Origin of the sequence: Peribacillus sp. S4, assembly GCF_046715815.1 — a bacterium.
Taxonomy (GTDB): Bacteria; Bacillota; Bacilli; order Bacillales; family DSM-1321; genus Peribacillus; species Peribacillus frigoritolerans.
The window spans coordinates 1,718,212-1,744,985 of record NZ_CP175708.1; the positions used below are offsets into that span (position 1 = coordinate 1,718,212).

The 26,774-nt window shown below is 42.2% G+C and carries 24 protein-coding genes; 23 read left to right on the plus strand and 1 reads right to left on the minus strand.

All coding sequences use genetic code 11. From position 1 onward, the window contains the following. Position 1: 1 nt before the first annotated feature. The 19 genes from infB (at position 2) to ACJ9PY_RS08425 (ending at position 21,373) form a co-directional block, all read left to right on the plus strand. Complete coding sequence (gene infB, locus ACJ9PY_RS08335) at positions 2–2,155, plus strand: translation initiation factor IF-2 (RefSeq protein WP_411739766.1); 2,154 nt, start codon at positions 2–4, stop codon at positions 2,153–2,155. After that, the gene (locus tag ACJ9PY_RS08340; RefSeq protein ID WP_034313609.1) at positions 2,152–2,433 is read left to right on the plus strand and encodes a DUF503 domain-containing protein; all 282 of its coding nucleotides are present in this window, start codon (positions 2,152–2,154) and stop codon (positions 2,431–2,433) included. Before infB ends, ACJ9PY_RS08340 begins: the two co-directional genes overlap by 4 nt. A gap of 17 nt (positions 2,434–2,450) precedes the next feature. Beyond that, positions 2,451–2,819: a 30S ribosome-binding factor RbfA gene (gene rbfA, locus ACJ9PY_RS08345; protein WP_034313607.1), complete on the plus strand. Its 369-nt coding sequence runs from the start codon at positions 2,451–2,453 to the stop codon at positions 2,817–2,819. Positions 2,820–2,971: 152 nt separating this feature from the next. Beyond that, positions 2,972–3,892, plus strand: a complete 921-nt coding sequence (gene truB / locus ACJ9PY_RS08350) for a tRNA pseudouridine(55) synthase TruB (RefSeq protein WP_411739767.1) — start codon at positions 2,972–2,974, stop codon at positions 3,890–3,892. Between the two features lie 33 nt (positions 3,893–3,925). Continuing rightward, entirely contained in the window at positions 3,926–4,876 is a 951-nt protein-coding gene (gene ribF / locus ACJ9PY_RS08355; protein ID WP_411739768.1) for a bifunctional riboflavin kinase/FAD synthetase, read from the plus strand. A 135-nt stretch (positions 4,877–5,011) separates the two neighbouring features. Then, positions 5,012–5,281, plus strand: coding sequence for a 30S ribosomal protein S15 (gene rpsO, locus ACJ9PY_RS08360; protein WP_034313598.1), 270 nt, complete (start codon positions 5,012–5,014; stop codon positions 5,279–5,281). Positions 5,282–5,600: 319 nt separating this feature from the next. Continuing rightward, entirely contained in the window at positions 5,601–7,718 is a 2,118-nt protein-coding gene (gene pnp, locus ACJ9PY_RS08365; RefSeq protein ID WP_034313594.1) for a polyribonucleotide nucleotidyltransferase, read from the plus strand. Positions 7,719–7,875: 157 nt separating this feature from the next. Next, positions 7,876–8,835 carry a polysaccharide deacetylase family protein gene (locus tag ACJ9PY_RS08370; RefSeq protein WP_034313591.1) on the plus strand — a complete coding sequence of 320 codons (960 nt, stop codon included), beginning with the start codon at positions 7,876–7,878 and terminating at the stop codon, positions 8,833–8,835. 46 nt (positions 8,836–8,881) lie between these two features. Further along, complete coding sequence (locus tag ACJ9PY_RS08375) at positions 8,882–10,108, plus strand: M16 family metallopeptidase (protein ID WP_411739769.1); 1,227 nt, start codon at positions 8,882–8,884, stop codon at positions 10,106–10,108. Between the two features lie 157 nt (positions 10,109–10,265). Continuing rightward, positions 10,266–10,538, plus strand: coding sequence for a YlmC/YmxH family sporulation protein (locus ACJ9PY_RS08380; protein WP_411739770.1), 273 nt, complete (start codon positions 10,266–10,268; stop codon positions 10,536–10,538). 225 nt (positions 10,539–10,763) lie between these two features. After that, positions 10,764–11,666, plus strand: a complete 903-nt coding sequence (gene dpaA / locus ACJ9PY_RS08385; RefSeq protein WP_048684752.1) for a dipicolinic acid synthetase subunit A — start codon at positions 10,764–10,766, stop codon at positions 11,664–11,666. Further along, positions 11,663–12,265 (plus strand): dipicolinate synthase subunit B, encoded by a 603-nt coding sequence (locus ACJ9PY_RS08390; protein ID WP_034313581.1) that lies wholly within the window; start codon positions 11,663–11,665, stop codon positions 12,263–12,265. The genes dpaA and ACJ9PY_RS08390 overlap by 4 nt, the downstream gene beginning before the upstream one ends. A 210-nt stretch (positions 12,266–12,475) precedes the next feature. Then, on the plus strand, positions 12,476–13,531 hold the full coding sequence (gene asd, locus ACJ9PY_RS08395) for an aspartate-semialdehyde dehydrogenase (RefSeq protein ID WP_053534389.1): 1,056 nt from the start codon (positions 12,476–12,478) through the stop codon (positions 13,529–13,531). A gap of 105 nt (positions 13,532–13,636) precedes the next feature. Then, the gene (gene dapG / locus ACJ9PY_RS08400) at positions 13,637–14,863 is read left to right on the plus strand and encodes an aspartate kinase (protein WP_057278394.1); all 1,227 of its coding nucleotides are present in this window, start codon (positions 13,637–13,639) and stop codon (positions 14,861–14,863) included. A 46-nt stretch (positions 14,864–14,909) separates the two neighbouring features. Continuing rightward, entirely contained in the window at positions 14,910–15,779 is an 870-nt protein-coding gene (dapA, locus tag ACJ9PY_RS08405) for a 4-hydroxy-tetrahydrodipicolinate synthase (protein ID WP_063576877.1), read from the plus strand. Between the two features lie 264 nt (positions 15,780–16,043). Then, positions 16,044–17,714 (plus strand): ribonuclease J, encoded by a 1,671-nt coding sequence (locus ACJ9PY_RS08410; RefSeq protein WP_054396876.1) that lies wholly within the window; start codon positions 16,044–16,046, stop codon positions 17,712–17,714. A 122-nt stretch (positions 17,715–17,836) separates the two neighbouring features. Then, entirely contained in the window at positions 17,837–18,583 is a 747-nt protein-coding gene (locus ACJ9PY_RS08415; protein WP_034313566.1) for a ClpP family protease, read from the plus strand. Beyond that, the gene (locus tag ACJ9PY_RS08420; protein ID WP_411739771.1) at positions 18,580–18,807 is read left to right on the plus strand and encodes a YlzJ-like family protein; all 228 of its coding nucleotides are present in this window, start codon (positions 18,580–18,582) and stop codon (positions 18,805–18,807) included. Before ACJ9PY_RS08415 ends, ACJ9PY_RS08420 begins: the two co-directional genes overlap by 4 nt. Positions 18,808–19,045: 238 nt before the next feature. Further along, positions 19,046–21,373, plus strand: a complete 2,328-nt coding sequence (locus ACJ9PY_RS08425) for a DNA translocase FtsK (RefSeq protein ID WP_411739772.1) — start codon at positions 19,046–19,048, stop codon at positions 21,371–21,373. A 32-nt stretch (positions 21,374–21,405) separates the two neighbouring features. Here ACJ9PY_RS08425 and ACJ9PY_RS08430 read toward each other — a convergent pair whose 3' ends face one another. Further along, on the minus strand, positions 21,406–21,705 hold the full coding sequence (locus tag ACJ9PY_RS08430) for a DUF6509 family protein (protein WP_057278391.1): 300 nt from the start codon (positions 21,703–21,705) through the stop codon (positions 21,406–21,408). 303 nt (positions 21,706–22,008) lie between these two features. Here ACJ9PY_RS08430 and ACJ9PY_RS08435 point away from each other — a divergent pair, with 303 nt between their 5' ends. From ACJ9PY_RS08435 to ACJ9PY_RS08450, 4 genes are all read left to right on the plus strand, one after another. After that, the gene (locus ACJ9PY_RS08435; protein ID WP_034313556.1) at positions 22,009–22,734 is read left to right on the plus strand and encodes a GntR family transcriptional regulator; all 726 of its coding nucleotides are present in this window, start codon (positions 22,009–22,011) and stop codon (positions 22,732–22,734) included. Between the two features lie 162 nt (positions 22,735–22,896). Continuing rightward, positions 22,897–23,985: a BMP family protein gene (locus tag ACJ9PY_RS08440; protein ID WP_048684735.1), complete on the plus strand. Its 1,089-nt coding sequence runs from the start codon at positions 22,897–22,899 to the stop codon at positions 23,983–23,985. A gap of 205 nt (positions 23,986–24,190) precedes the next feature. Then, positions 24,191–25,726, plus strand: coding sequence for an ABC transporter ATP-binding protein (locus tag ACJ9PY_RS08445; RefSeq protein ID WP_268936690.1), 1,536 nt, complete (start codon positions 24,191–24,193; stop codon positions 25,724–25,726). Beyond that, positions 25,719–26,762 (plus strand): ABC transporter permease, encoded by a 1,044-nt coding sequence (locus ACJ9PY_RS08450; protein ID WP_034313547.1) that lies wholly within the window; start codon positions 25,719–25,721, stop codon positions 26,760–26,762. The genes ACJ9PY_RS08445 and ACJ9PY_RS08450 overlap by 8 nt, the downstream gene beginning before the upstream one ends. Positions 26,763–26,774: the final 12 nt, after the last annotated feature.

Here is a 26,774-nt window from a genome sequence, read left to right on the forward strand (position 1 = left end):
TATGACAAAATTGCGTGTATATGAATATGCAAAACAAAAGAACGTTTCAAGCAAGGATGTAATAAATAAACTTAAAGAAATGAATATAGAGGTAACAAACCATATGACAGCATTAGACGATTCAACTGTAAATAAATTAAACGATTCAATCAAACCTAAAAACGAAGATAAAAGCCAAGAGCCAAAAGCTAACGCTACGGTTGCGAAGTACGAAGCCGAAGCGGATGAAAAGAGCACTGTCAATAAAGAAAAACTGAAGAAGAAACCACCAGTTAAACCTGTAGGGACGAAAAAACCAACTGGCGGCCAGTTCAACAAGGGTCGCAATAACAAGAATAAAAATAATAAACAAAGACAACAAGCGCCTCAGGCACCTGTTACAAAACGTAAAGAAAGAGAACTTCCAGAGAAAATTACGTTTTATGAGTCTTTGACGGTTATGGAACTTGGAAAAAAACTTCACCGTGAACCTTCTGAAATCATTAAAAAGCTCTTTATGCTTGGTGTTATGGCAACTATCAACCAAACTTTGGATAAAGATGCAATTGAAATGATTTGTGCGGAATACGGTGTAGTGGCCGAAGAAGAGATTCGTGTCGATCTAACAGACCTTGAATCACTTGTCACTGAGGATGCTTCTGAAGATTTGATTGAACGTCCGGCTGTCGTGACGATCATGGGTCACGTTGACCATGGTAAAACGACATTGCTTGATTCTATACGCCATACAAAAGTCACTGAAGGCGAAGCGGGCGGAATCACTCAGCATATCGGTGCTTATCAAGTTAAAGTTAACGATAAGAAAATAACATTCCTTGATACACCAGGTCATGCTGCGTTTACAACAATGCGTGCCCGCGGTGCACAAGTTACCGATATCACCATTCTTGTCGTCGCTGCGGATGATGGCGTCATGCCTCAAACGATTGAAGCGATCAACCATGCTAAAGCGGCAGAAGTTCCAATTATCGTTGCTGTAAATAAGATGGATAAAGAAGCTGCCAATCCGGACCGTGTCATGCAAGAATTGACAGAACATGGTTTAGTTTCTGAAGCATGGGGCGGAGACACAATTTTCGTACCAATTTCAGCTAAGAACGGTGAGGGTATCGATAGCTTGCTTGAAATGATTCTTCTTGTCAGTGAAGTGGAGGAGTATAAAGCGAATCCATCTCGTAAAGCAAATGGAACGGTTATCGAAGCACGTTTGGATAAAGGGCGCGGATCGGTTGCCACATTGCTTGTTCAAAACGGAACGTTGAAAATTGGGGATCCGATTGTTATCGGTAATACATTCGGACGTGTTCGTGCGATGGTCAACGATCTTGGACGCCGTGTTAAGGATGCAGGTCCTTCAACACCGGTTGAAATCACTGGATTGAACGAAGTGCCGCAAGCCGGCGATCGCTTCATCGTCTTTGAAGATGAGAAAACGGCCCGTCAAGTTGGGGAAGTGCGTGCACAGAGACAACTTGCTTCACAACGTAATGAGAAATCCCGTGTAACCCTGGATACTTTGTTCGAACAAATGAAAGAAGGGGAAATAAAAGAATTGAACATCATTCTAAAAGCTGATGTTCAAGGTTCTGCAGAAGCAGTAGCCGCTTCCCTGAATAAAATAGAAGTGGAAGGCGCTAAAGTGAAAATCATTCACATAGGCGTTGGTGCCATTACAGAGTCTGACATCATCCTAGCTACTGCTTCGAATGCGATCGTCATCGGATTTAACGTCCGTCCTGACGTGAATGCGAAGCGTGCAGCTGAATCAGAAAATGTTGATGTCCGTCTACACCGCATCATCTATAAAGCGATCGAAGAGATCGAGTCGGCTATGAAAGGGATGCTTGACCCTGAATTCGAAGAAAAAATTATCGGTCAGGCTGAGGTTCGTACGACTTTCAAAGTATCTAAGGTTGGTACGATTGCCGGTTCTTACGTTACAGAAGGAAAAATTACACGTGATAGCGGAATTCGCTTAATTCGTGAAGGTGTCGTCATTTACGAAGGTGAAATTGATGCATTGAAACGTTTTAAAGATGATGTTAAAGAAGTGGCAACGAACTATGAGTGCGGTATTACGATTAAAAATTACAACGACCTTAAAGAAGGCGATGTAATTGAAGCGTATGTAATGGAAGAGATCGAACGTAAATGATCGTTGGCTCCGTCCAATGTGAATGCATCATCCATGACACCCATTCTTTAAAAGAAAAAAGGGCCGTGCTTCAGCGTGTCATGACACGGCTTAAGCAGAAGTTCAATATTTCTGTAGCAGAGACCGATTTTCAGGATTTATGGCAGCGGACAAAGATTTCAATCGTAACCGTAACATCCTCAAGGAAGGCTACTGAACGGGAACTTCAAAATGCCCTTAAATTTCTAGATTCTTTTCCGGAACTAGAGCGAACAATAACAGATATAGACTGGCTTTAGGCTATCGAGGTGATATTATGAGCCTTCGTTCAAATCGTGTTGGCGAACAAATGAAAAAAGAGCTGAGTGAAATTATCGGCCGAAAAATTAAAGATCCAAGAATCGGATTTGTTACAGTGACGGATGTCGCGGTTACAGGCGATTTACAACAGGCAACAGTTTATATTTCCGTTTTGGGTGACCAGGAACAAAGGGAGAAAACCCTGCAAGGTCTAGCTAAGGCAAAAGGATTCATGCGTTCAGAAATTGGGCAGCGAATCCGCCTGCGCAAAACCCCTGAGCTGTTTTTTGAATTTGATGAATCGGTCGATTATGGTAATCGTATCGAGTCGTTGATTTCCCAAATCAATTCAGAGGATAAACCGGCTGAAAAAGACGAGGAATAAGCAAGCAGTAAAAGGAGGCCGACTCAATAAGTGCTTTGCACTTCTTGAAGTCGGTCTCTTTTTTTTGAAACCGAATATAAAAAAAGGAAAGACACCTTTCGGGACGGGGTTCATAATCGTTTAAGGTGTTTTATAAAAGATGAGGTGAAAGCGTGAACGGTATTCTTCCATTATGGAAACCCAAGGGATTGACATCCCATGATTGTGTTTTTAAATTAAGAAAGATTTTAAAGACAAAAAAGGTTGGTCACACAGGTACTTTAGATCCTGATGTAACAGGGGTTTTACCTATTTGTATTGGCAGGGCAACAAAGATAGCCGAATATCTGACAGAAGCCGGTAAAGCTTATGAAGGAGAAGTGACCCTTGGTTTTTCAACGACAACTGAAGACGCAAGCGGAGAAAAAGTCGAAGAGAAAAAGGTTGATCAAGTGATTCAGCGTAAACGGATTCTGGAGATGCTTGAATCATTGACTGGAAAAATTGAACAGACGCCGCCGATGTTTTCAGCGGTAAAGGTGAACGGGAAGAAATTATATGAATATGCCCGTGCAGGGATAGATGTGGAGAGGCCGACAAGGGAGGTCACCATCTATGATATTACCCTTCTCGATGATCGTTCTGAATTTAAAGGGGAAACCATATCTTTTCGTTTTCGCGTAAATTGCAGCAAAGGAACGTATATTCGGACACTTGCAGTCATGATGGGGGAAGAACTGGGTTTTCCTGCTCATATGTCAGACTTGACGCGTATTGAATCAGCAGGTTTTAAGCAGGAGGACTGTTTCACATTTTCTGAAGTGGAAGAGTTCATGGAAAATGGTCAAACGGATGAATTTCTGTTGCCTTTGGAGCGGGGATTATTTCATTTGCCCAAATTTCAGATTAGTGATAAAGTAGCAAAGAAAGTACTTAACGGGGCGGTATTGGAACAAACAAAGGATGTTGTTGTTGAAAAAGGAATGCCATTTGTGATGGTCGATCCAGCAGATAAGGCCATTGCCATTTATCAAATACATCCGACAAAAGAGGGATTAATTAAACCTGTAAAAGTATTGGCACAAGAAATATAGACCGTTTTACCGCCGGAAAGAGGAGATTGAAAGGTGAAAGTGATCGCAATAGAGCATCCTCATCAATTTAATACGGATGATTTTCCCGAGCTTGTAATGGCGCTTGGATTTTTTGATGGCATACATAAAGGCCATCAAATTGTCATTCAAACCGCCAAGCAAAAAGCCGATGAAATGAATCTTAAGTCAGCAGTCATGACATTTGACCCGCATCCTTCTGCAGTACTGGGTAGGAAAACGGAAAATATCCGCTATATCACTCCACTTGAAGATAAGGTGGATATCATAGAGTCGATGGGGATCGATTATTTATTCATTGTCCATTTCAGCAAGGAATTTGCTTCGGTACTGCCGGAACGGTTCGTTGACGAATACATTGCCGGGCTGAATGTCCGTCATGTAGTTGCAGGCTTTGATTATTCATACGGTCGCTATGGTCAAGGGTCGATGGAAGATTTGCCTGTTTACGCACAGGGCAGATTTTCGCAGACAGTCGTTGCAAAACAGACACTTGAAGATGAAAAGGTTAGCTCGACGAGAATCAGGGAAACTCTCGGTAATGGCAACTTCTCCGACTTTTATCATTTGGCTGGGCGACGCTATTTAACGAAAGGTCATGTCGTTCACGGTGAAAAGCGGGGCAGGAAGTTGGGTTTCCCCACCGCTAATATTGAAGTAAGTGACGATTATATCTTCCCTGCTGCAGGCGTGTATGCCGTCAGGATCAAAATAAGCGGTAAATGGTATAACGGGGTTTGCAATGTCGGATACAAACCTACGTTCCACGAGGAAAAACCTAAATATCCCACTGTAGAGGTCCATGCCTTGGAGTTCTCGGGAGATATTTATGGCAACCAGGTTTCGGTTGAATGGCATACAAGGCTTCGTAGTGAGCAGAAATTTCCCGGACTTGAAGCATTGGTCGCACAGATCGAAACGGATAAGCAAAATGCAATAGCCTATTTTGCAAAGCTTGAAGCATAAAAGACAAGACTTGCAATTTTGACGAAAAACATGTATTCTATTGTATGTATGAAAATAACCATTGCTTGGCTAGTCGAGACTCCGACGCTGGCTCGGTAATTGGTGATTTTACAGAATTTTAGGAGGAATAATAACATGGCAATTACACAAGTACGCAAAAACGAACTTATCGCAGAATTCAGAACTCACGATACTGACACTGGATCTCCAGAAGTTCAAATCGCAGTATTAACAGAAGAAATCAACAACTTGAACGATCACTTACGCACACACAAAAAAGACCACCATTCACGTCGCGGTCTTCTAAAAATGGTAGGTAAACGTCGTAATCTTTTAACTTACCTACGTAACAAAGACGTTACTCGTTACCGTACACTAATTAACAAATTAGGTCTACGTAGATAATTTTTTCAGGAAGGCGGGAAATTTCCCGCTTTTTTGGTGTTAATCAAATGATTTGGACGTGTTCTACTTAAGGCTGGGCCTTCGTCCTTGGGACTCGGCAGGAGCCGGGTCCTTTTCCATTTATAAATGATCAGGATATACATAATCAAATGAATGAAATTTTTATTCATTTTACTGTTAATGCTTGTTTTTTTCGTGCATAATAGGAATAGTTTGGTTTTAACTCGAGTTTAGTTACTTTCACATATAAATGATTTAATCCAATACAGGTTTAGGTAAACTAAGCCTCTAAGTGAAGATTCAGAGAGGGGTTTAATAAATGGGACAGGAAAAACATACGTATTCATTTGACTGGGCCGGCCGTAATGTAACGGTAGAGATAGGGCAATTAGCCAAACAAGCGAACGGGGCAGTTTTAGTCCGTTATGGAGAAACTGCTGTATTAAGTACTGCGACAGCTTCGAAGGAACCTAGAAATGTTGACTTTTTCCCTTTGACAGTCAACTACGAAGAAAGACTTTATGCAGTCGGTAAAATTCCGGGAGGCTTCATCAAACGTGAAGGACGACCGAGTGAAAGGGCAATTCTTGCAAGCCGTTTAATCGATCGTCCAATCCGTCCGCTTTTCGCCGATGGCTTCAGGAACGATGTTCAGATCATCAGCATGGTCATGAGTGTCGATCAAGATTGCTCTACGGAAATGGCAGCCATGCTAGGTTCTTCCCTTGCACTTTCAGTTTCCGATATTCCGTTCGAAGGTCCGATTGCTGGAGTTGTAGTGGGGAGAATCAATAATGAATTCATTATTAACCCTACTGTTGACCAACTAGCTAAAAGTGACATCAATCTGACGGTTGCCGGCACTAAAGATGCCATCAACATGGTTGAAGCCGGAGCGAATGAAGTACCAGAGGAAACAATGCTTGAAGCAATCATGTTCGGACATGATGAAATCAAGAAGATCATTGCATTCCAAGAGAAAATCGTTGCTGAAATCGGCAAGGAAAAAATGCAGGTCACTTTATACCAAGTGGATGCTGAACTGGAAGCAGAAGTGAAAGGCCTATGTGAAGCAGACTTGAACAAAGCTGTACAAGTTCAGGAAAAACATGCTCGTGAAGACGCGATCAAAGCAGTAAAAGATCGTGTATTGGTTCATTATGAAGAAGAAACTGATGAAGAAAAATTAAAGCAAATTAAAGAAATCCTTAATAAATTGGTTAAATCCGAAGTCCGCCGTTTGATCACGGAAGAAAAAGTGCGCCCGGATGGCCGTAATCCTGACGAAATCAGACCATTATCATCTGAAGTCACCATTCTGCCCCGTACACATGGTTCCGGATTGTTCACACGCGGACAAACCCAAGCACTATCCATCTGTACATTAGGTGCACTTGGTGATGTGCAGATTCTGGACGGACTTGGGACCGAAGAGTCAAAACGTTTTATGCATCACTATAATTTCCCGCATTTCAGTGTAGGTGAAACTGGTCCTATCCGTGGGGCAGGACGCCGTGAAATCGGTCACGGTGCACTTGGTGAAAGAGCATTGGAGCCTGTCATTCCAAACGATAAAGACTTCCCATATACAATCAGACTTGTATCTGAAGTCCTTGAATCGAACGGATCAACATCACAAGCAAGTATCTGTGCAAGCACTTTGGCAATGATGGATGCCGGAGTTCCATTGAAAGCTCCAGTTGCCGGTATTGCCATGGGCCTAGTCAAATCAGGTGAGCACTATACAATCTTAACGGATATTCAAGGTATGGAAGATCATCTGGGAGACATGGACTTTAAAGTCGCAGGGACTTCAAAAGGTGTTACTGCCCTACAAATGGATATTAAGATTGAAGGACTTTCAAGAGAGATTCTTGAAGAAGCTTTACTTCAAGCCAAACATGGCCGGATGCACATTTTGGAATCAATGATGTCAACGATCAATCAACCGCGTGAGCAGTTATCCAAATATGCTCCAAAAATCGTTACAATGTCCATAAATCCGGATAAGATCCGTGATGTCATTGGACCGAGCGGAAAACATATCAACAAAATCATTGAAGAAACTGGCGTGAAAATCGACATCGAACAAGATGGAACGGTATTCATATCTTCTACTGATGAACCAATGATTCAAAAAGCGAAGAAAATCATTGAAGATATCGTACGTGAAGTCGTAGTGGGCGAACTATACTTAGGTAAAGTTAAACGTATCGAAAAGTTCGGTGCCTTCGTTGAAATCTTCAATGGTAAAGACGGTTTGGTACATATTTCTGAACTGGCTGAAGAAAGAGTCGGAAAAGTGGAAGATGTCGTTTCACTTGGCGATGAATTATTGGTCAAAGTCACTGAGATCGATAAGCAAGGAAGGGTTAACCTTTCCCGTAAAGCAGTCTTGAAAGAGCAAAAAGAGGCAGCCAACCCTTCTCAATCGTAATGAAAAATAGAAATCCGGCATGCGATTCCTTGTGAATCTGCATGCTTTTTTTGTTTAAAGGTATTGGAATATCCATGGGGAGAATGGCGTCAAAAGGATGTCATGTTCTACCTTGTCCGTTTTCTTCATACATTTTGGTATGAAGGGGGCGTAAAAAATGAATAATAAATGGAAGCAGATAGTTGCGATAAGTGCCATTGCAGGTATATCATGGTTATTAGTGCAAAATCCATATACACAAATTTATTTGACCCAATTAACCGATGATTCAGTTGCTTCTATGAAGCAAGAAGACGAGCTTCTTTTACAAATAAAAGAATCAACAAAAAAATATGAGATTGCACCACAGGATGCACGAATAGATTCTGTTTGGAAAACCGTTCCTGCATATAACGGCCTGAAGGTAAATATTGATGATTCGTATAAAGCCATGAAGAAGGAGGGCGTGTTCGATAAGAATAAGCTGGTATTTCAGCAGGTCCCTGCAAAGATACATATGGAGGATCTGGAGCCGGCGCCCATTTACCGGGCCCATCCCGAAAAGCCAGTGGTATCATTTTTAATCAATGTGGCCTGGGGGAATGAATACCTACAAGATATGTTGGCCGTGTTAAAAAAGAATAATGTTAAGGCCACGTTTTTCCTTGAAGGTAATTGGACCAAGAAAAATCCAGAATTGGCCAAGATGATTAAGGGTGGCGGGCACGAAATTGGAAATCATTCTTATTCACATCCAGATATGAAAAACATATCCGCACAAGCTACACGTGAGGAAATTCGAAAAACGAATGAAGTCATTGAAGCTGTGACAGGTTTGAAAATGAAATGGTTCGCACCGCCAAGTGGAAGCTACCGGGATGAAACGGTGAAAATCGCGGATTCTTTCGGTATGGAGACCGCCATGTGGAGTGTGGATACGATCGACTGGCAAAAGCCAAGCCCTGAAGTCCTTCAACAAAGAGTGCTTTCTAAGGTACACCCTGGAGCATTTATATTGATGCATCCGACTGAATCTACTGCAAAATCATTGGAAACGTTAATAATTGAAATAAAAAAGAAAGATTTAGATGTTGTTACCGTTTCGGAAGCAGTAGATGAAGAGCGATCGAATCCATAATGTATTGGTAACGATATCAGCATAGAATGATTGGGAGGAATGTTAGTTGATTAAGAAATACACGTGTCAAAATGGAGTTAGAATTGTATTGGAAAATATTCCAACTGTACGTTCAGCGGCAATTGGAGTATGGATCAAAACAGGTTCAAGAAATGAAACGCCAGAATTGAATGGGGTTTCACATTTTCTGGAGCATATGTTCTTTAAAGGGACAACTAAGAGAAATGCGCGTGAAATTGCCGAATCGTTCGATAGTATCGGTGGACAGGTGAATGCATTCACTTCAAAAGAATATACATGCTATTATGCTAAAGTAATGGATAACCATGCAAGCTATGCGCTTGAAATCCTGGCTGATATGTTCTTCAACTCAACATTTGATGGGGAAGAATTGAAAAAAGAAAAAAATGTCGTCTATGAAGAAATAAAAATGTACGAAGACACACCAGATGATATTGTCCATGACCTCTTAAGCAAGGCTGTATATGAAACTCACCCCCTTGGTTATCCAATACTAGGGACGGAAAATACGCTTGAAACCTTCAATAGTGATACATTAAAAAAATACGTCCATGACATGTATACACCCGATAAGGTAGTCGTGTCCATTGCCGGAAATGTGGATGAAAAATTGATCAAGGAAGTCGAAAGCTACTTTGGCTCTTATCAAGGAGGGGATGACCGTCTTGAATTGGTCAAACCTTCCTTCCACGAAAATAGGATCACCCGTAAAAAAGATACGGAACAAGCCCACTTATGCCTTGGTTACAACGGATTGGAAATCGGCAATGATAAAACATACAGCCTGATTACCTTGAATAATATCCTTGGGGGAAGCATGAGCAGCCGTCTATTCCAGGACGTCAGGGAGCAGCGCGGCCTTGCCTATTCCGTTTACTCTTATCATTCCAGCTATCAAGATAGCGGTATGGTGACAGTATATGGGGGGACAGGCACAAATCAGCTTGACAGCCTGTATGAAACCATTCAGGAAACATTGGATACTTTAAAAAGGGATGGCATTACGGAAAAGGAATTACGGAATAGCAAAGAGCAACTTAAAGGAAGCTTGATGCTCAGCCTTGAAAGCACGAATAGCCGCATGAGCCGGAACGGAAAAAATGAGCTTATGTTGGGTGAGCACCGTTCCCTTGATGATATCATCATCAAGATTGACGAAGTGACTGAGGATACCGTCAATGAATTGGCAAATCAAATCTTTACGGAACATTCCTTGTCATTAGTGAGCCCGCTGGAAAATTGGGACAAATAATATCGAACAAGTCTGAACCTTCTTTAATGGGAGGTCAGGCTTTTTTTCTTTGAATGCGGGAGTGTCCAGTGTTATGGACAATATTTGGTTAAATGCCTTCTAAGTTTACCTTTTTCGGATATAGATTGAATAGAAGACGAAAAAGGGGGAACCAAAATTGAGGTTAAGCGAACTGAGCGGTAAGGAAATAGTCGATGTGAATAGGGCGGAAAGATTAGGAATCCTTGGTCAGACGGATTTGGAAATAGATGAAACTGGACAAATTACCTCGTTGATCATTCCATCTGTCAAATGGTTCGGCCTTTTAAGGAATGGCAGTGAAATAAGAGTGCCATGGGAACATATAAAAAAAATCGGTGCGGATATGGTCATCATTGATTTTCAGGAAGGACTTTCGCTTAAAGACGGAGAGCATATGGACGGATCATGACGCTCGCTTCATACTCCTTGGAACTTTTTGAAATACACTCTCGAAAACGCCTTAGCTGGCAATAGCTATGGCGTTTTTTCTTTTCTTATCACCGTTTTTTAAGTAAAAACATAAGATGGCAGGGTAACTAGAGAATGTAGCAAAAACCGAATTGCTTCCTGAAGGAATTGTATCATGGGGCAAGGAATGTTTAGGATCTTTTATATAAAGAAGGTGACGGTTTTAATGCTTACAGGCATGCAAATCGCTGTAATTGGTGGAGATGCGCGTCAGCTTGAAGTTGTCCGTAAACTGACAGAGCTTGATGCAAAGCTATTATTGGTAGGTTTTGAACAGCTCGACCATGCTTTTACCGGAGCTGTTAAGGAAAAAATGGAAGATATAAACTTCAAGGAATTGGATTCAGTTATTTTACCTGTCCGGGGTACGGATTCAGATGGGAAAGTAGAAACGATCTTTTCCAGTGAAGAGGTTGTTTTGACTGAAGAAATGATAAAAAATACCCCGGAACATTGCACTTTTTATGCAGGAATCAGTAACGATTACCTCGATGAGATATTCAAGAAGGTGGATCGCAAACTTGTTCTATTGTTCGAACGTGATGATGTCGCTATTTATAATTCGATTCCCACTGTTGAGGGTGCGATCATGATGGCCATTCAACATACGGATTTTACTATCCATGGATCAAATGTAGCCGTTCTAGGACTGGGAAGGGTCGGTATGAGTGTAGCCCGGTCATTCCAGGCGCTTGGAGCAAAAGTAAAGGTGGGGGCAAGAAAAAGCGAAGATATAGCAAGGATCAGTGAAATGGCATTAGCCCCTTTTCATTTAAATGATCTTGCTGCAGAAATGAAAAATGTTGATATATGTATCAATACGATCCCTTTTCCTATAATTACCGCAAAAGTCATCGCTAATATGCCCGTTCATACATTAATCATCGACCTTGCTTCAAAACCGGGGGGGACGGATTTTCGTTACGCTGAAAAAAGGGGAATTAAGGCGCTGTTGGCACCGAGCCTGCCGGGGATAGTCGCTCCGAAAACAGCTGGTCAGATATTAGCGAATGCACTGGGACTATTGATTCAAGGCGAGTTCTTGAAAAGGAAGGGGAAAATGATATGAGTCTCAAAGGTAAACGGATTGGTTTCGGATTAACAGGATCACATTGCACATATGATGAAGTGTTTCCGGAAATAGAAAAACTTGTAAATGAAGGGGCGGAAGTCATCCCAATCGTAACATCGACTGTTCAAAACACGGAAACCCGTTTTGGAAAGGGCGAAGACTGGGTCGAAAGAATAGAAAAATTGACGGGGAATCACGTCGTTGATACAATCGTCAAAGCGGAGCCTTTAGGACCTAAATTGCCACTCGATTGTATGGTGATCGCTCCTTTAACGGGTAACTCAATGAGTAAAATGGCAAATGCACTTACCGATTCGCCTGTACTTATGGCTGCAAAAGCGACGATGAGGAATCACCGTCCAGTCGTGGTCGCGATATCAACAAATGATGCACTTGGGTTAAATGGTGTCAATCTAATGAGGCTGATGGCAGCAAAAGATATTTATTTTGTTCCATATGGCCAGGATAATCCCACAGGCAAACCAAGTTCCATGGTTGCAAGGATGAGCATGATAAGGGATACGATCATATCGGCACTGGAGAGGGAACAGATTCAACCAGTCATCGTCGAAAGGTTCAAGGATGATTTAGCCTGAACAAGTTTTTGCCACGGATCTGCTTTCAACGACTGACATATATGCATAAATTTGTGGGTTGAAGTTATAAAAAACCACTCCACTACCAGAATATTTTGTTAAAGTCCGACCCTTTGGAATGTTAATGTGATAAAATAAATGATATTCTGAACATGAAGTAATAAATCCAACAAATAACTAATTTAAGAGATAGAAAAGGAGTATGTATAAATGACTGAGACACAGGGATTGCGTATTGCAGTTGTGGGAGCAACTGGAGCAGTAGGACAACAAATGATTTCAACACTCGAACAAAGGGACTTACCGATTAAGAAAATCATCTTTTTATCATCGGCTCGTTCCGCAGGCATCAAACTTACGTTTAAGGGCGAAGAAATCGAAGTGCAGGAAGCAAAACCTGAAAGCTTTGAAGGCATCGATATCGCTTTATTCAGTGCTGGAGGAAGCGTGTCTAAGGAATTGGCTCCAGAAGCAGTGAAACGCGGTGCGATAGTGGTGGATAATACGAGCGCTTTTCGCATGGATGAAAATGTGCCGCTAGTCGTTCCTGAAGTAAATGAAGAAGACTTGAAGCAGCATAATGGGATCATTGCAAACCCGAATTGTTCAACTATCCAAATGGTTGTGGCATTAGAGCCTATCCGCCAGACATATGGCTTATCAAAAATTGTCGTTTCTACCTACCAGGCTGTTTCTGGTGCAGGTGCAGCAGCGATAAATGAATTAAAGGAACAGGCTCGCGACTTGCTTGATGAAAAAGAGATCGATCCGAAAATATTACCGGTAAAAGGGGACGAAAAGCATTATCAAATCGCATTTAACGTCATTCCCCAAATCGATAAATTCCAAGATAATGGGTACACATTCGAAGAGATGAAAATGATTAATGAAACAAAGAAAATCATGCATATGCAAGACCTGCCAGTGGCTGCAACTTGCGTGAGGCTTCCTGTTGTAACAGGTCATTCGGAATCTGTATACATTGAAGTTGAAAAAGAAGGCATAGCGGCTTCTCAAATCAAGGATTTAATGAGAACGGCACCTGGAATAGTGTTGGAAGACGAACCGGAACAACAAGTTTACCCAACACCTGCTTCATCCGTCGGCAAGAATGATGTATTCGTCGGTCGAATTCGCAAAGATTTGGATGAAGATAAAGGCTTCCATTTATGGGTGGTTTCCGATAATCTATTAAAAGGTGCAGCTTGGAATTCCGTTCAAATTGCTGAAAGCCTTTTGAAATTAGGTTTGGTTACCGTTAAGTAATAATTTATTCTTAATGAACTCGACAGAAAAATAAATTCCAATAGGATAGAGAGTTTTTGTCAGCTTCCCGGATCGGGGAGCTGGCTTATATTTGGGGTGCATATTATGAAAATTATCGTCCAGAAATACGGTGGGACATCCGTTCGTGATGAGGAAAGCCGTTCATTTGCCAAGGGGCATATCGAAAAAGCGATTAAAGAAGGATATAAAGTAGTGGTTGTGGTATCAGCAATGGGAAGAAAAGGGGATCCTTATGCAACGGATACCTTACTTTCCCTTGTAAATGGAGCCAAAGCCAGCCTTTCAAAGCGAGAACAGGATTTACTTATGTCTGTCGGAGAAACGATATCATCTGTAGTATTTACTAACATGCTCTTGGAACATGGTATTGATGCGGTTGCTTATACTGGAGCTCAAGCAGGATTCATGACGAATACCGACTATTCCAGTGCGAAAATAATCGAAATGAAATGCGATCGCCTCATGAAAGAACTTGAGGTGAAGGATGTTGTCGTTGTAGCAGGTTTCCAGGGAGCTGCTAAAAATGGTGACATCACGACCATCGGCCGTGGTGGAAGTGATACTTCAGCAGCTGCATTAGGTGCCGCATTGCAAGCTGAACGGGTCGATATTTTTACGGATGTGGAAGGAATCATGACAGCAGATCCGCGGATTGCCGATCAAGCTCGTCCATTATCAATCGTTTCATATACGGAAGTTTGCAACATGGCATATCAAGGGGCGAAGGTCATTCATCCGAGAGCTGTTGAAATTGCGATGCAGGCGAAAGTCCCGATTCGGATAAGGTCAACATACAGCGAAGGTTTGGGAACCCTTGTTACAGGCATGAACAAGGGAAGCCAGGGCAGTGACATACGTGAAAGGCTTGTGACCGGGATTGCCCATGTACCAAAGATCACTCAAATCAAGGTCCGTGCGAAAAAAGATCAATATAATCTACAGGCTGAAGTTTTCAAAGCGATGGCAAATGCCTCCATTTCAGTTGACTTTATAAATATATATCCAAGTGGTGTAGTTTATACCGTATCGGAAGAGATGACAGAACTTGCCCTCTCGATTTTGGCCGAGCTTGGTCATGAACCGGTCATTGAAAGGAATTGTGCCAAGGTATCGGTAGTCGGTGCAGGCATCAATGGAGTACCTGGCGTGGCAGCGAAGATTGTCACAGCGCTTTCCGAAAAGGAAATTGCCATTCTCCAGTCAGCGGACAGCCATACGACAATTTGGGTACTCGTAAAAGAAGAAGATTTAATAGAAGCCGTTAATTCCCTGCACTATGCATTTCAATTGCATGAAGGGGAAGTCCAATAATCAGGTTTTTTATTAAGTAATGTTTTAAAAATTAAAGAGGTGTTAGATGATGATATTTGGTAGAGTATCAACCGCGATGGTCACCCCTTTCGATAGCAAGGGAAATATTGATTTTCAAAAGACGACTTCATTGGTTAATTACTTATTAACGAATGGAACCGATTCGCTTGTGCTGTCGGGAACGACAGGGGAATCTCCAACTTTATCTTCGGAGGAGAAAATCGCGTTATTGCGTCATGTTTCTAAGGTTGTTGAAAAACGTGTGCCCATCATCATGGGTACAGGAAGCAACAATACGTATGCTTCCATCGAGTTGACAAAAAAGGCGGAACAAAATGGCGCCGATGCGATAATGCTGGTTGCCCCATATTATAGTAAAACGAATCAAGAAGGGCTGTACCAGCATTTTAAGGCTATTGCAGCCAGTACGAAGCTCCCTGTTATGGTATATAATATCCCTGGGAGGGCTTCAGTTAACATTGAACCGGAAACGATCATCCGCCTTTCGAAAATTCCTAATATCGTAGCCGTTAAGGAAGCGAGCGGGGATTTAAACGCTATGACCCAAATCATAGCCGGCACGGATGAAGATTTTGCATTATATAGCGGGGACGATGCTTTAACACTACCGGTGTTGGCGATTGGTGGTGTGGGTGTAGTATCGGTTGCTTCACATATTGCTGGCAAGGAGCTGCAGAAAATAGTGGAGGCCTTCATCAGTGGGAACTTGAAAGAGGCAGCCCGTCTGCATCAGGAACTGTTACCGCTTATAAAAGGTTTGTTTGCAGCGCCAAGCCCTGCACCTGTCAAAACAGCTCTTCAGTTATATGGAATTGACGTTGGATCGGTGAGACTCCCAATCGTGCCATTGACGGAGCAGGAACGCCTGGCATTAACCAAGGTATTAAAAAAATAAAAAGACACGGAACAAGCTGATCGTTGAAGATTGGCTTGTTTTTACATAATGATCTATATGAACGGGATATACTTTCCGATTTCGGGATGATAGTATTGGAATTTTTTATGATCAATTGAAACATCTCTTACATAATAGGTTGTTTTTTTGAATTATATGAAAAAGTACCTCTGAAAATGGTAAGTGTTGTCATGTTTTTTGAACATCGGTTATAATGAAATCATTGGGAAATTATGAACGGGATTTTTTAAGGAGGATATTCGATTGGGTAAAGATAAAAATAATGGAATAAAAGTGATTTCTCTTGGAGGACAAGGGGAGCTTGGTAAAAATATGTACGTCGTTGAGGTGAACGAGGACATCTATCTTCTTGATGCAGGATTAATGCTGCCGGAAGACGAAATGCTCGGAATCGATGCGGTCATCCCAGATATTTCTTATTTGATGGATAATAAGGAACGGGTGCAGGGGATATTCATTACCCATGGTCATGAAGACCATATGGGAGCGCTTGCTTATGTCTTGAAATATTTACCGGCTCCTGTTTATGGGACTAAGCTTACACTTGCTTTAATCAAAACGAAATTAAAGGAAGATGGCTTTAACGGCAGGGCAACTTTCACTGAAATCGATTCGGATTCCCTTTTAAGTTTCCCTCAAGCAGCCGTGTCCTTTTTCCGGACTAACCATAGCATTCCCGATTCTGTCGGAGTCGTGATCCACACTCGTGAAGGTGCAATCGTTTATACAGGGGATTTCAAATTCGACCAGGCAGCAACGGATCTATATAAACCGGAAATCGGTAAGATGGCCAGTATCGGTGAAGAAGGTGTCCTATGCCTGCTTTCGGATAGCACCGGTGCCGAGAGGCCAGGTTATACGACTTCAGAAGCAGTTGTGGCCAAAGATATTACAGAGGCTTTCCATGCTGCCTCCGGAAGGATCATCGTTGCGTGCTTCGCTTCGAACATCAACCGGATTCAACATGTTTTCAATGCAGCGGCAGCAAGTCGCAGAAAAGTGGCAGTTGTAGGAAAAAGCCTTCAACGCGTTTATGAAACAGCCTTGAATCTTGGCTACTTAAAGGTCGAAGAAGAGCTGATAATCCCGATTAATGAAATTGGCCAGTATGACGACCGTGAAATCGTCGTGTTATCGACAGGTCATCAGGGCGAACCCATTGCAGCACTTCAAAAAATGGCAAAGCAGACCCACAAGCAGGTAACGATCAAAAAGGGAGACACCGTTTTGATCAGTGCATCACCCCTGCAGGGCGGTGAACTTATTTTATCCAAAACCGTCGATTTACTATACAGGGTAGGTGCTGAAGTGGTATCTGCCAATAAATATAAAGTGCATGTAACAGGGCATGGCAGCCAGGAAGAGCTAAAAATGATGATCAATTTGATGAATCCTAAATTCTTAATCCCTGTACATGGGGAATATCGCCATTTATATGCCCATCAAAAAGTTGGGGTTGCTGCGGGAATTAAGCGTGAAAACATCATAATTGCCGAAAAAGGGGATGTCATCGAACTTAAGGGCAATAAAATGGGGCTTTCCGGCAAAGTCTCTGCAGGAAATATCTTGATAGATGGCAGCGGTGTTGGAGATGTGGGTAATATCGTTCTTCGTGATCGGCGCTTGTTATCACAAGATGGCATTTTGATTGTAGTTGTCACGTTGAACCGTCAGGATAAAAGCATTGCAGCAGGCCCTGAAATCATTTCAAGGGGCTTCGTATATGTTCGCGAATCAGAAAAAATGATTGCGGAAGCAACTGAAATAGTAAGTGAAATCGTAAAGAAAAATGGGTCGCGCCAGCCTTTTGATTGGTCCACGCTGAAGCAGGAAATGCGTGATGCGTTAAACCAATTCTTCTATGAAAAAACGAAACGCCGCCCAATGATTTTACCGATCATAATGGAATATTAAGTATGGAACCCCTGATTTGAACAGTCAGGGGTTCTTTTTTCTGACTCTTATATCTTGAAGAATGAAGTCCGAGGCTCGAGACATAATAAAGCTATAGGCTAAAAGAGAAAGGGGTTGGCATAGTGGATAATGCACCATTACCAAATGAAAATGAAGGCAAGCAGGAAGGTAAGAATTCAACTTTAATCGAAAAGATCCAGCAGCTGGGGGCTACTAATGTTCCGCAACTATCTCAAGACTCAAAAATCCATTGTTTGACGATCATTGGACAAATTGAAGGACATATGCAGCTGCCGCCTCAAAATAAAACGACCAAATATGAACATGTTATTCCGCAAATTGTGGCAATTGAACAAAATCCCAATATAGAGGGGCTGCTTGTCATATTAAATACAGTCGGAGGAGATGTCGAAGCGGGACTGGCAATCGCAGAAATGCTGGCTTCCCTATCAAAGCCATCCGTCTCGATTGTACTTGGGGGAGGGCACTCGATCGGTGTGCCGATTGCGGTTTCGTGTGACCATAGCTATATAGCAGAAACAGCAACGATGACGATTCATCCAATTCGTTTGACGGGGCTAGTCATTGGCGTGCCTCAAACCTTTGAATACTTGGATAAAATGCAGGAAAGAGTGATTAAATTTGTTACGCGCCACTCCAACGTTACGGAAGAAAGTTTTAAGGATTTAATGTTTGCCAAAGGAAACTTGACACGTGATATCGGTACGAATGTTATCGGGGCCGAGGCAGTTGAAATCGGTATGATCGATGATGTAGGAGGAGTGGGCCAGGCCATGAGAAAACTAAATAGCTTCATGGAAGAAAGAAGGCCAAAAATTGCCGGGGAAGAGGAGGGGCTTCTGCAATGACGCTTTATACGATCGTTCCTGAAGAAATAATTTACCCTCATCACCATGAGAAGACGGCAAATTTAATAGAAATGATCTACAATGGTGTACATGTGATGGTTGAACATGACGGTGGCCGTACGTTTCGCATTGATCGAATCGTCAGCACCGATCCTGAAGATTATATGAATGTACACATTCAGCCGGGAGCTGTCATAAATGTGTTCGAACATATGAACCATTAGTAAATACGACTAACTGAGGTAAATTATGATATACTGGAATGAAATTCAGCAGCCGCTTGGCTGCTTTATTCATTATATGGGAAAAATGTCCGCCTAAAGAATGAATGGTATATATATCAAGGACAGGGTCATATTTATTTGGTATAATCAGTAGCGAACGTTTGTTTCGTGAAGGGAAATCAAGTAGTGATGTTGAATAGGAAAGTTAGAATAGTTTCATGAAGAATCAGGTGATATTATGGCAAAGAAGAAACGCAGAAAAAAGAATAGTACAGAGAAGTTAAAACTAACGCTTAAATATGAATTGATTGGCCTCACCATAATAGGTTTGGCCATCATTGCCATTGCCAAGCTTGGAGCAGTGGGAAACGGGACGGTCTTTTTAATCCGCTTCTTCATGGGGGAATGGTATATCCTCTTTTTGTTGGGAGCAATTGCAGCTGGTTTCTATTTGATGATAAAGAGAGAGGTCCCGTACCTGTTGAAACGGCAATTGGTCGGGATGTACTTCCTTGTTGCGAGCATGCTCCTGCTAAGTCATGTTACCCTGTTTAACATGCTTGCAGATGGGGGACCATTTACGAAGCCCAGCGTCATTTCGAATACATGGGAACTATTCTGGATGGAAGTGACCGGCAAGGCCAGCTCAAAGGACCTTGGGGGAGGTATGATTGGAGCGATATTATTTGCCGCTTCATACTTTTTATTCGACGAAGCTGGATCGAAAATCGTTTCATTCCTCTTTATCATTGTAGGTGCCGTCCTATTGACCGGGAAAACGTTAGGTGAAACCCTCGGGAAGTTTTTCAGGGGTCTTGGAGGCTTTTTCATAAAGCAATGGTCAGCATTCAGAGATGATGTGAAAACGTGGAATGAAGACAAAAAAGAAAAGAAAAAGAATCCCGTAAAAAAGAAGAAACGGCAAAACGAACCGGTGGAAGATACGGATCAGGCCCCTCTAGAAGAGGAAACACAGGAAATGGCGACGGAACGAATCATTTCCAGCTTTGCTGATAAAGCCTATAATGACGAAAACGAAATAATTCCCGCTGTTCCGGAAACTGCAGCTGAAAATGCAGGGGACCAGGATGATGCCGTTCCGCCTATGAATTTTACGGAAGTGGAGAATAAAGAATATCTTTTACCGCCTCTTTCTTTGTTATTGCAGCCTAAAAAAAACGACCAAAGCGGAGAGTACCAATTGATTCATGAAAATGCGGCAAAACTTGAGCGCACCTTTCATAGCTTTGGAGTGAAAGCGAGGGTCACTCAAGTTCATTTAGGTCCTGCCGTAACCAAATACGAAGTACATCCGGATGTAGGGGTGAAGGTAAGTAAAATTGTCAGCCTATCCGATGACTTGGCCCTTGCACTTGCCGCAAAGGATATTAGGATCGAAGCGCCGATTCCCGGAAAATCGGCAATCGGAATAGAAGTGCCTAACTCCGAAGTGGCGATGGTGTCATTAAGGGAAGTTTTAGAGGCCAAAGAAGTTGACAAGCCTGACGCAAAACTGCAAATAGGCTTAGGGAGGAATATTTCCGGTGAAGCGGTTAAGGCGGAGCTCAATAAAATGCCGCATTTACTAGTGGCTGGTGCTACGGGCAGCGGGAAATCCGTTTGTATCAATGGGATTATTACGAGTATTCTGATGCGGGCAAAACCGCATGAAGTGAAAATGATGATGATCGATCCAAAAATGGTCGAGTTGAATGTCTATAATGGAATTCCCCACTTACTCGCACCTGTAGTGACCAATCCGAAGAAAGCTGCACAGGCTCTGCAAAAAGTGGTCAGTGAAATGGAAAGGCGCTATGAGCTATTTTCTCATTCCGGTACGCGAAATATTGAAGGCTACAATGATTACATTAACCGGTATAACATTGAAGAAGACGCCAAACAACCGCTCTTGCCTTATATCGTGGTCATTGTCGATGAGCTGGCAGATTTGATGATGGTCGCTTCTAACGATGTAGAGGATGCCATCACAAGGCTTGCACAAATGGCACGTGCCGCTGGCATCCACTTGATAATTGCCACTCAGCGGCCATCCGTAGATGTAATTACAGGGGTCATTAAAGCGAACATCCCATCTAGGATTGCCTTTAGTGTCTCATCAATGACCGATTCGAGAACGATCCTCGACATGGGCGGGGCCGAAAAACTGTTAGGCCGGGGTGACATGCTCTTCCTGCCTTCAGGAGCTTCAAAACCGGTCCGCGTCCAAGGGGCCTTTTTATCCGACAATGAAGTCGAGGAAGTTGTCACATATGTCATCTCACAGCAAAAAGCACAATACAACGAAGAAATGATACCCGATGAAATTGCAGAAACCTCAAATGGTGAAGTCGAAGATGATTTATATGGGGATGCGGTATCCTTGATCGTAGAAATGCAGACTGCATCCGTTTCCATGCTGCAGCGCCGTTTCCGGATTGGCTATACCCGGGCAGCCAGATTGATTGATGAAATGGAGGCTAGGGGAATTGTCGGTCCATATGAAGGCAGTAAACCACGAAATGTATTGGTTACAAAAGATGAACAAGATGAAGCGCATTCATCATAGGTAAAGAAAAAACCGGGCAGCTGCCCGGTTTTTTAAATATTCATCGCCTCGTCTAAATGTTGAAGGCAGAAGTCGGTAATCATCGCTTCTTCATCTTCTTCTAAATCGAATTCGAGTGCGCCTTCGTTCCCTTTTTCAAAAATATCATATTTAATCAATTTGCCTTTTTGTTCTTCTACAGCAAAAAGCACCCGGATATATAAACCATTTTCTGAAAAGAGCTCATCCTCTTCAGGCACTTCAATATCCAAGAACAACTCGTAACGTTCCCCGGACAAAATACCAAATGGATCATTCAATTTTTCGATTGTGTATTCTGTAATCTTTAACATCTTGTGTACATCCCTTCAAAGAAGATAAATCCTATTATACAGGAAAAAAGCATCTTGAACATAGCTGCATGCATCTTGCATTTTTTTATAAATTTATCTGATTTAGGAGAATAATCGTACAAATTCCGCGGCCACATCTAGATTGAAAGACACAGGGAAGGGTAATTTCTCCTAAATTCTTTTAAAGTAAATAGTAAAACACTATTTATTTATATTAAAAAAAATGTTATATTATTTTCGATTAGTAGGAATGATTCAACATCAGAGGTCTGATGTCTTAAGAAATTAGCTGGGGGAAACTGTATGTCAATAAAATCAGATAGTCGACATTTATATTTGCAGGTCATTGATTACCTGAAGCAGGATATTGAAGCTGGAGTCTATCAGGAAAATGAAAAATTCCCTTCAGAATTCGATCTTGCGAAAAAATTGGGAGTTAGTAGGGCGACACTTCGAGAAGCGCTGCGAATTTTGGAAGAAGAAAACATTATCATTCGCCGCCATGGAGTTGGGACTTTCGTCAATCCGAAACCTCGGTTCACTTCAGGTATCGAGCAATTAAAAAGTGTCACGAACATGATTGAAGAGGCAGGGATGAAGCCGGGTACGATTTTCTTAAGCTCGACGGCCCAAGAACCTACAGAAGAGGATATACGCAGGTTTTCTTGTTCAACAGACGAACGCATCGTCAGCATCGAACGAGTAAGGACAGCGAATGGGGAGCCAGTCGTCTACTGTATTGACAAAATTCCTGAATCTATTCTTTCAGAAAATTTTGACCGTAATGATGAGTCTCTTTTTGATATTTTGGAAAGAGATGCGCATCGGAAAATTACGCATGCCGTAGCGGAGATTGAGCCCATTGGATATCATGAGAAAGTTTCTCCTATCCTTAAATGCTCGCCAGAAGCCGCGCTACTCGTTTTAAAGCAGATGCATCTGGATGATTGGGACCAGCCTATCCTGTATTCTGTTAACTACTTTAAAGCCAATATGTTCAGCTTTCATGTTCTTCGTAAACGTGTGTAGGCCTTGACTCTGCAAACGGATGAATGCAAGCGATTGTTTCGATTCCAAAAAAAGTCGATCAAAACGTATGCAAAAAAAATTAACGAGAAGTGAAAACGCAAACATGAATGACTTTTCAGAACATTCCTGCTCAAAAAACTATGTAAATTAGGGGGATAAAAATTGAAAAAGCGCAAATTAGGACTAGCTCTTTCACTTGTTCTTGCAGCCGGTACGCTACTGGGAGCATGTGGTAATTCAGAGAATGATGATAAAGAATCTTCAAATGGGAAAAACAAAGATAACTTCACTGTTGCGATGGTAACTGATACTGGAGGCGTGGATGACGAGTCGTTCAACCAATCCGCTTGGAAGGGCATTCAGGAATTCGGTAAGGATAATGGTCTGGAAAAAGGTAAAGATGGCTACAACTACCTGCAATCTAAATCTGATGCCGATTACGCTAAGAACCTGAATACGCTTGTACGTGAAGATTACCAACTAATCTATGGTATCGGTTTTCTTTTAGCGGAAGCTGTTGGTGAAGTGGCTGACCAACGTCCGGATTCACACTTTGCTATCGTGGATACAGTTGTAGACAAAAAGAATGTAGCCAGCATTAATTTTAAAGAGCAGCAAGGTTCTTTCCTAGTAGGTGTAATTGCCGGAATGCAAACGAAAACAAACAAAGTCGGTTTTATCGGCGGAGTTGAATCTGAGTTAATCAAGAAATTCGAAGTTGGCTTTAAGGCTGGGGTTTTATCTGTAAATCCGGATGCAAAAGTTGAAGTTAAATATGCCGGGGATTTCAATAAAGCTGACATCGGTAAATCAACTGCAGGCTCCATGTATTCTTCAGGTATCGATATCATTTATCATGCTGCTGGCGGAACTGGAAAAGGTGTATTCACTGAAGCAGTAGAGCAAAAGCAAAAAGATCCTAAGAGAGAAATCTATGTTATCGGTGTAGATAGCGACCAAGCTAAATTGGGAGCAGTTCCTGGAACAGACGACAACATCACTCTGACTTCTATGCTAAAACGTGTTGACGTGGCAGTTAAAGACCTTTCCGAGAAAGCGAAAGAAGGAAACTTCCCAGGCGGAAAAGTAATTGAGTACGGTATCGAAGAAAATGGTGTAGGCATTTCCGAAACAAAAGATAACGTAACAGAAGAATCTTTAAAAGCGGTCGAAGAATGGACAGAAAAAATTAAATCAGGTGAATTCGTCGTTCCGGGTACGGATGAAGAATTCGAAAAACTTGATTTATAAGCTGTAATGCCAGAAAGAATAGGGAGGCAGAATTGCCCTCTATTCTTTCTTTTCCCAATCACGCTTTGAAACTGAAAAAATATCGAATGAAAAACTATGAAAGAATCGTAGTTTTTCATTTGGTTTTTTTAAAAAAATCAATAAGCTAGTAAAAGCAATTAAATGATTTAAGAATATTTACACTCATTTTAGGAGTTGATAATACGTGGAATATGTAATTGAGATGCTTAATATCCGTAAGGAATTCCCCGGCATCGTCGCAAATGATAACGTTACACTTCAGGTTAAAAAAGGGGAGATTCACGCATTATTAGGTGAAAATGGCGCGGGTAAATCCACTTTGATGAATGTTTTATTTGGCTTATACCAGCCTGAGCAGGGAGAAATCCGTGTGAATGGCAAGCCAGTCAAGATTACCAGTCCCAACATTGCCAATGATTTAGGAATTGGGATGGTCCATCAGCATTTTATGCTCGTTGACCCTTTTACAGTAACGGAAAATATCATTTTAGGAAAAGAACCATCCAAAGCGGGTAAGATCGATTTAAAAGAAGCGAGCGAGGAAGTTAGGAAACTATCAGAACAATATCAGCTTCGTGTTGACCCCTATGCGAAAATTGCCGATATTTCAATAGGGATGCAGCAGCGTGTCGAGATTCTTAAGACGCTTTACCGTGGTGCGGAAATATTGATTTTTGATGAACCGACCGCTGTATTGACTCCTCAAGAAATCAAGGAATTGATTTATATTATGAAAGCCCTTATCAAAGAGGGTAAATCTATCATTTTAATCACACACAAACTTAAGGAAATCATGGAGGTTTGTGACCGGGTAACGGTTATCCGCAAAGGGCAAGGAATTGGTACAGTGAACGTCAACGAAACGAATCCTAACGAATTGGCGAGCTTGATGGTCGGTAGGGAAGTTCTATTCAAGACGGAAAAAACGGCCGCTACTCCTTCGGATGTAGTTCTCGAGGTTCAGGAACTGGAAGTCAAGGATTCCCGGGGCGTTTCAGCTGTTCGGAACTTGGATTTAACAGTCCGTGCAGGAGAAATTGTCGGTATTGCCGGTGTAGATGGAAACGGTCAATCCGAACTGATTGAGGCATTGGCTGGCCTAAGGAAGACAACAGCTGGTTCGATCATGCTAAATGGAAAAGAAATCAGGAATCTGAAGCCGCGTAAAATCACTGAAGCAGGTGTCGGCCATATTCCAGAAGACAGGCATAAGCATGGCTTGGTTCTCGATTACAGCATTGGGGAAAATATTGTCTTGCAAACCTACTATCAAAGGCCTTTTTCAAAAGCCGGTATCTTGAACTCAAAGAAAATATTTGAAAAAGCCCGTTCATTGATCAAAAGCTATGATGTTCGGACTCCGAGTGAATATACCCCGGCAAGGGCTCTTTCTGGCGGGAATCAGCAAAAAGCGATCATCGGCCGGGAAGTTGATAGGAACCCGGATTTATTGATTGCCGCACAGCCAACACGCGGGCTTGATGTAGGCGCGATCGAGTTTATCCATAAACGGCTCATTGAACAGCGTGATGCAGGAAAAGCAGTACTTCTCATTTCATTTGAATTGGAAGAAATCATGAATGTGAGCGATAGGATTGCCGTTATATACGAAGGGGAAATCGTCGCAATTGTCAATCCGAAAGAAACGACTGAACAGGAGCTTGGCCTTCTAATGGCCGGCAGTAAACGGACGGAAGCAGGTGGAAAACAAAATGTCTAAGTATTTATCTAAATTAACGAGTCCGTTAATAGCAGTTATCCTCGGCTTAGTCGTTGGGGCCATAATCATGTTGGTAAGCGGCTATGACCCAGTTGCCGGCTATGGCTCCATGGTAAATGGAATTATCGGGGATTCTTATTATGTAGGGGAATCCGTCAGGACAATCATCCCTTATATCCTTGCCGGTTTGGCAGTGGCTTTTGCTTTTCGCACGGGCCTTTTCAATATCGGTGTAGAAGGGCAATTAATTGTAGGCTGGCTGGCTGCAGTTTGGGTCGGAATCGCTTTTGATCTTCCAAGGATCATCCATTTGCCATTGGCCATATTAGCTGGTGCAGCTGCTGGGGCATTGTGGGCTTTTATCCCTGGTTATTTAAAAGCTAAGTTCCGTGTACATGAAGTAATCGTTTCCATCATGTTGAATTATACAGCTTTATATGTGACGAATTATTTAATTAGGAATGTAATGACTGACAAGCTGGATAAAACAGAAAGAATTGCTGATACAGCATCACTGCGGTCTCCTTTTTTTGAAAGCATTACGGATTTTTCCCGGATGCATTGGGGAATAGTGGTAGCGATTATTTGCGTAATCATCATGTGGTTCCTGCTTGAAAGGACCAAAACCGGCTTTGAACTGAAAGCGGTAGGTTTCAATCAGCACGCGTCCGAGTATGCAGGGATGAGTGTCAATAAGAACATTATACTTTCCATGGTTATTTCAGGTGCTTTTGCAGGACTTGCGGGTGCGATGGAAGGCCTTGGAACTTTCGGTTATGCCGCGGTCAAAGGCGGGTTCACAGGTATGGGCTTTGATGGGATTGCAGTAGCCTTATTAGGGGCGAATACGGCTATTGGTGTTGTGCTTGCAGCCTTATTATTTGGGGGACTGAAAGCCGGGGCCTTAAATATGCCGCTAGAAACCGGAATACCTAGTGAAATTGTGGATATTGTCATAGCATTGATCATTTTCTTCGTAGCATCCAGTTATTTTATTCGTTGGATTGCCGCTCGATTTAAGAAAGGGGTGAAATAAGTGGATTTTTTC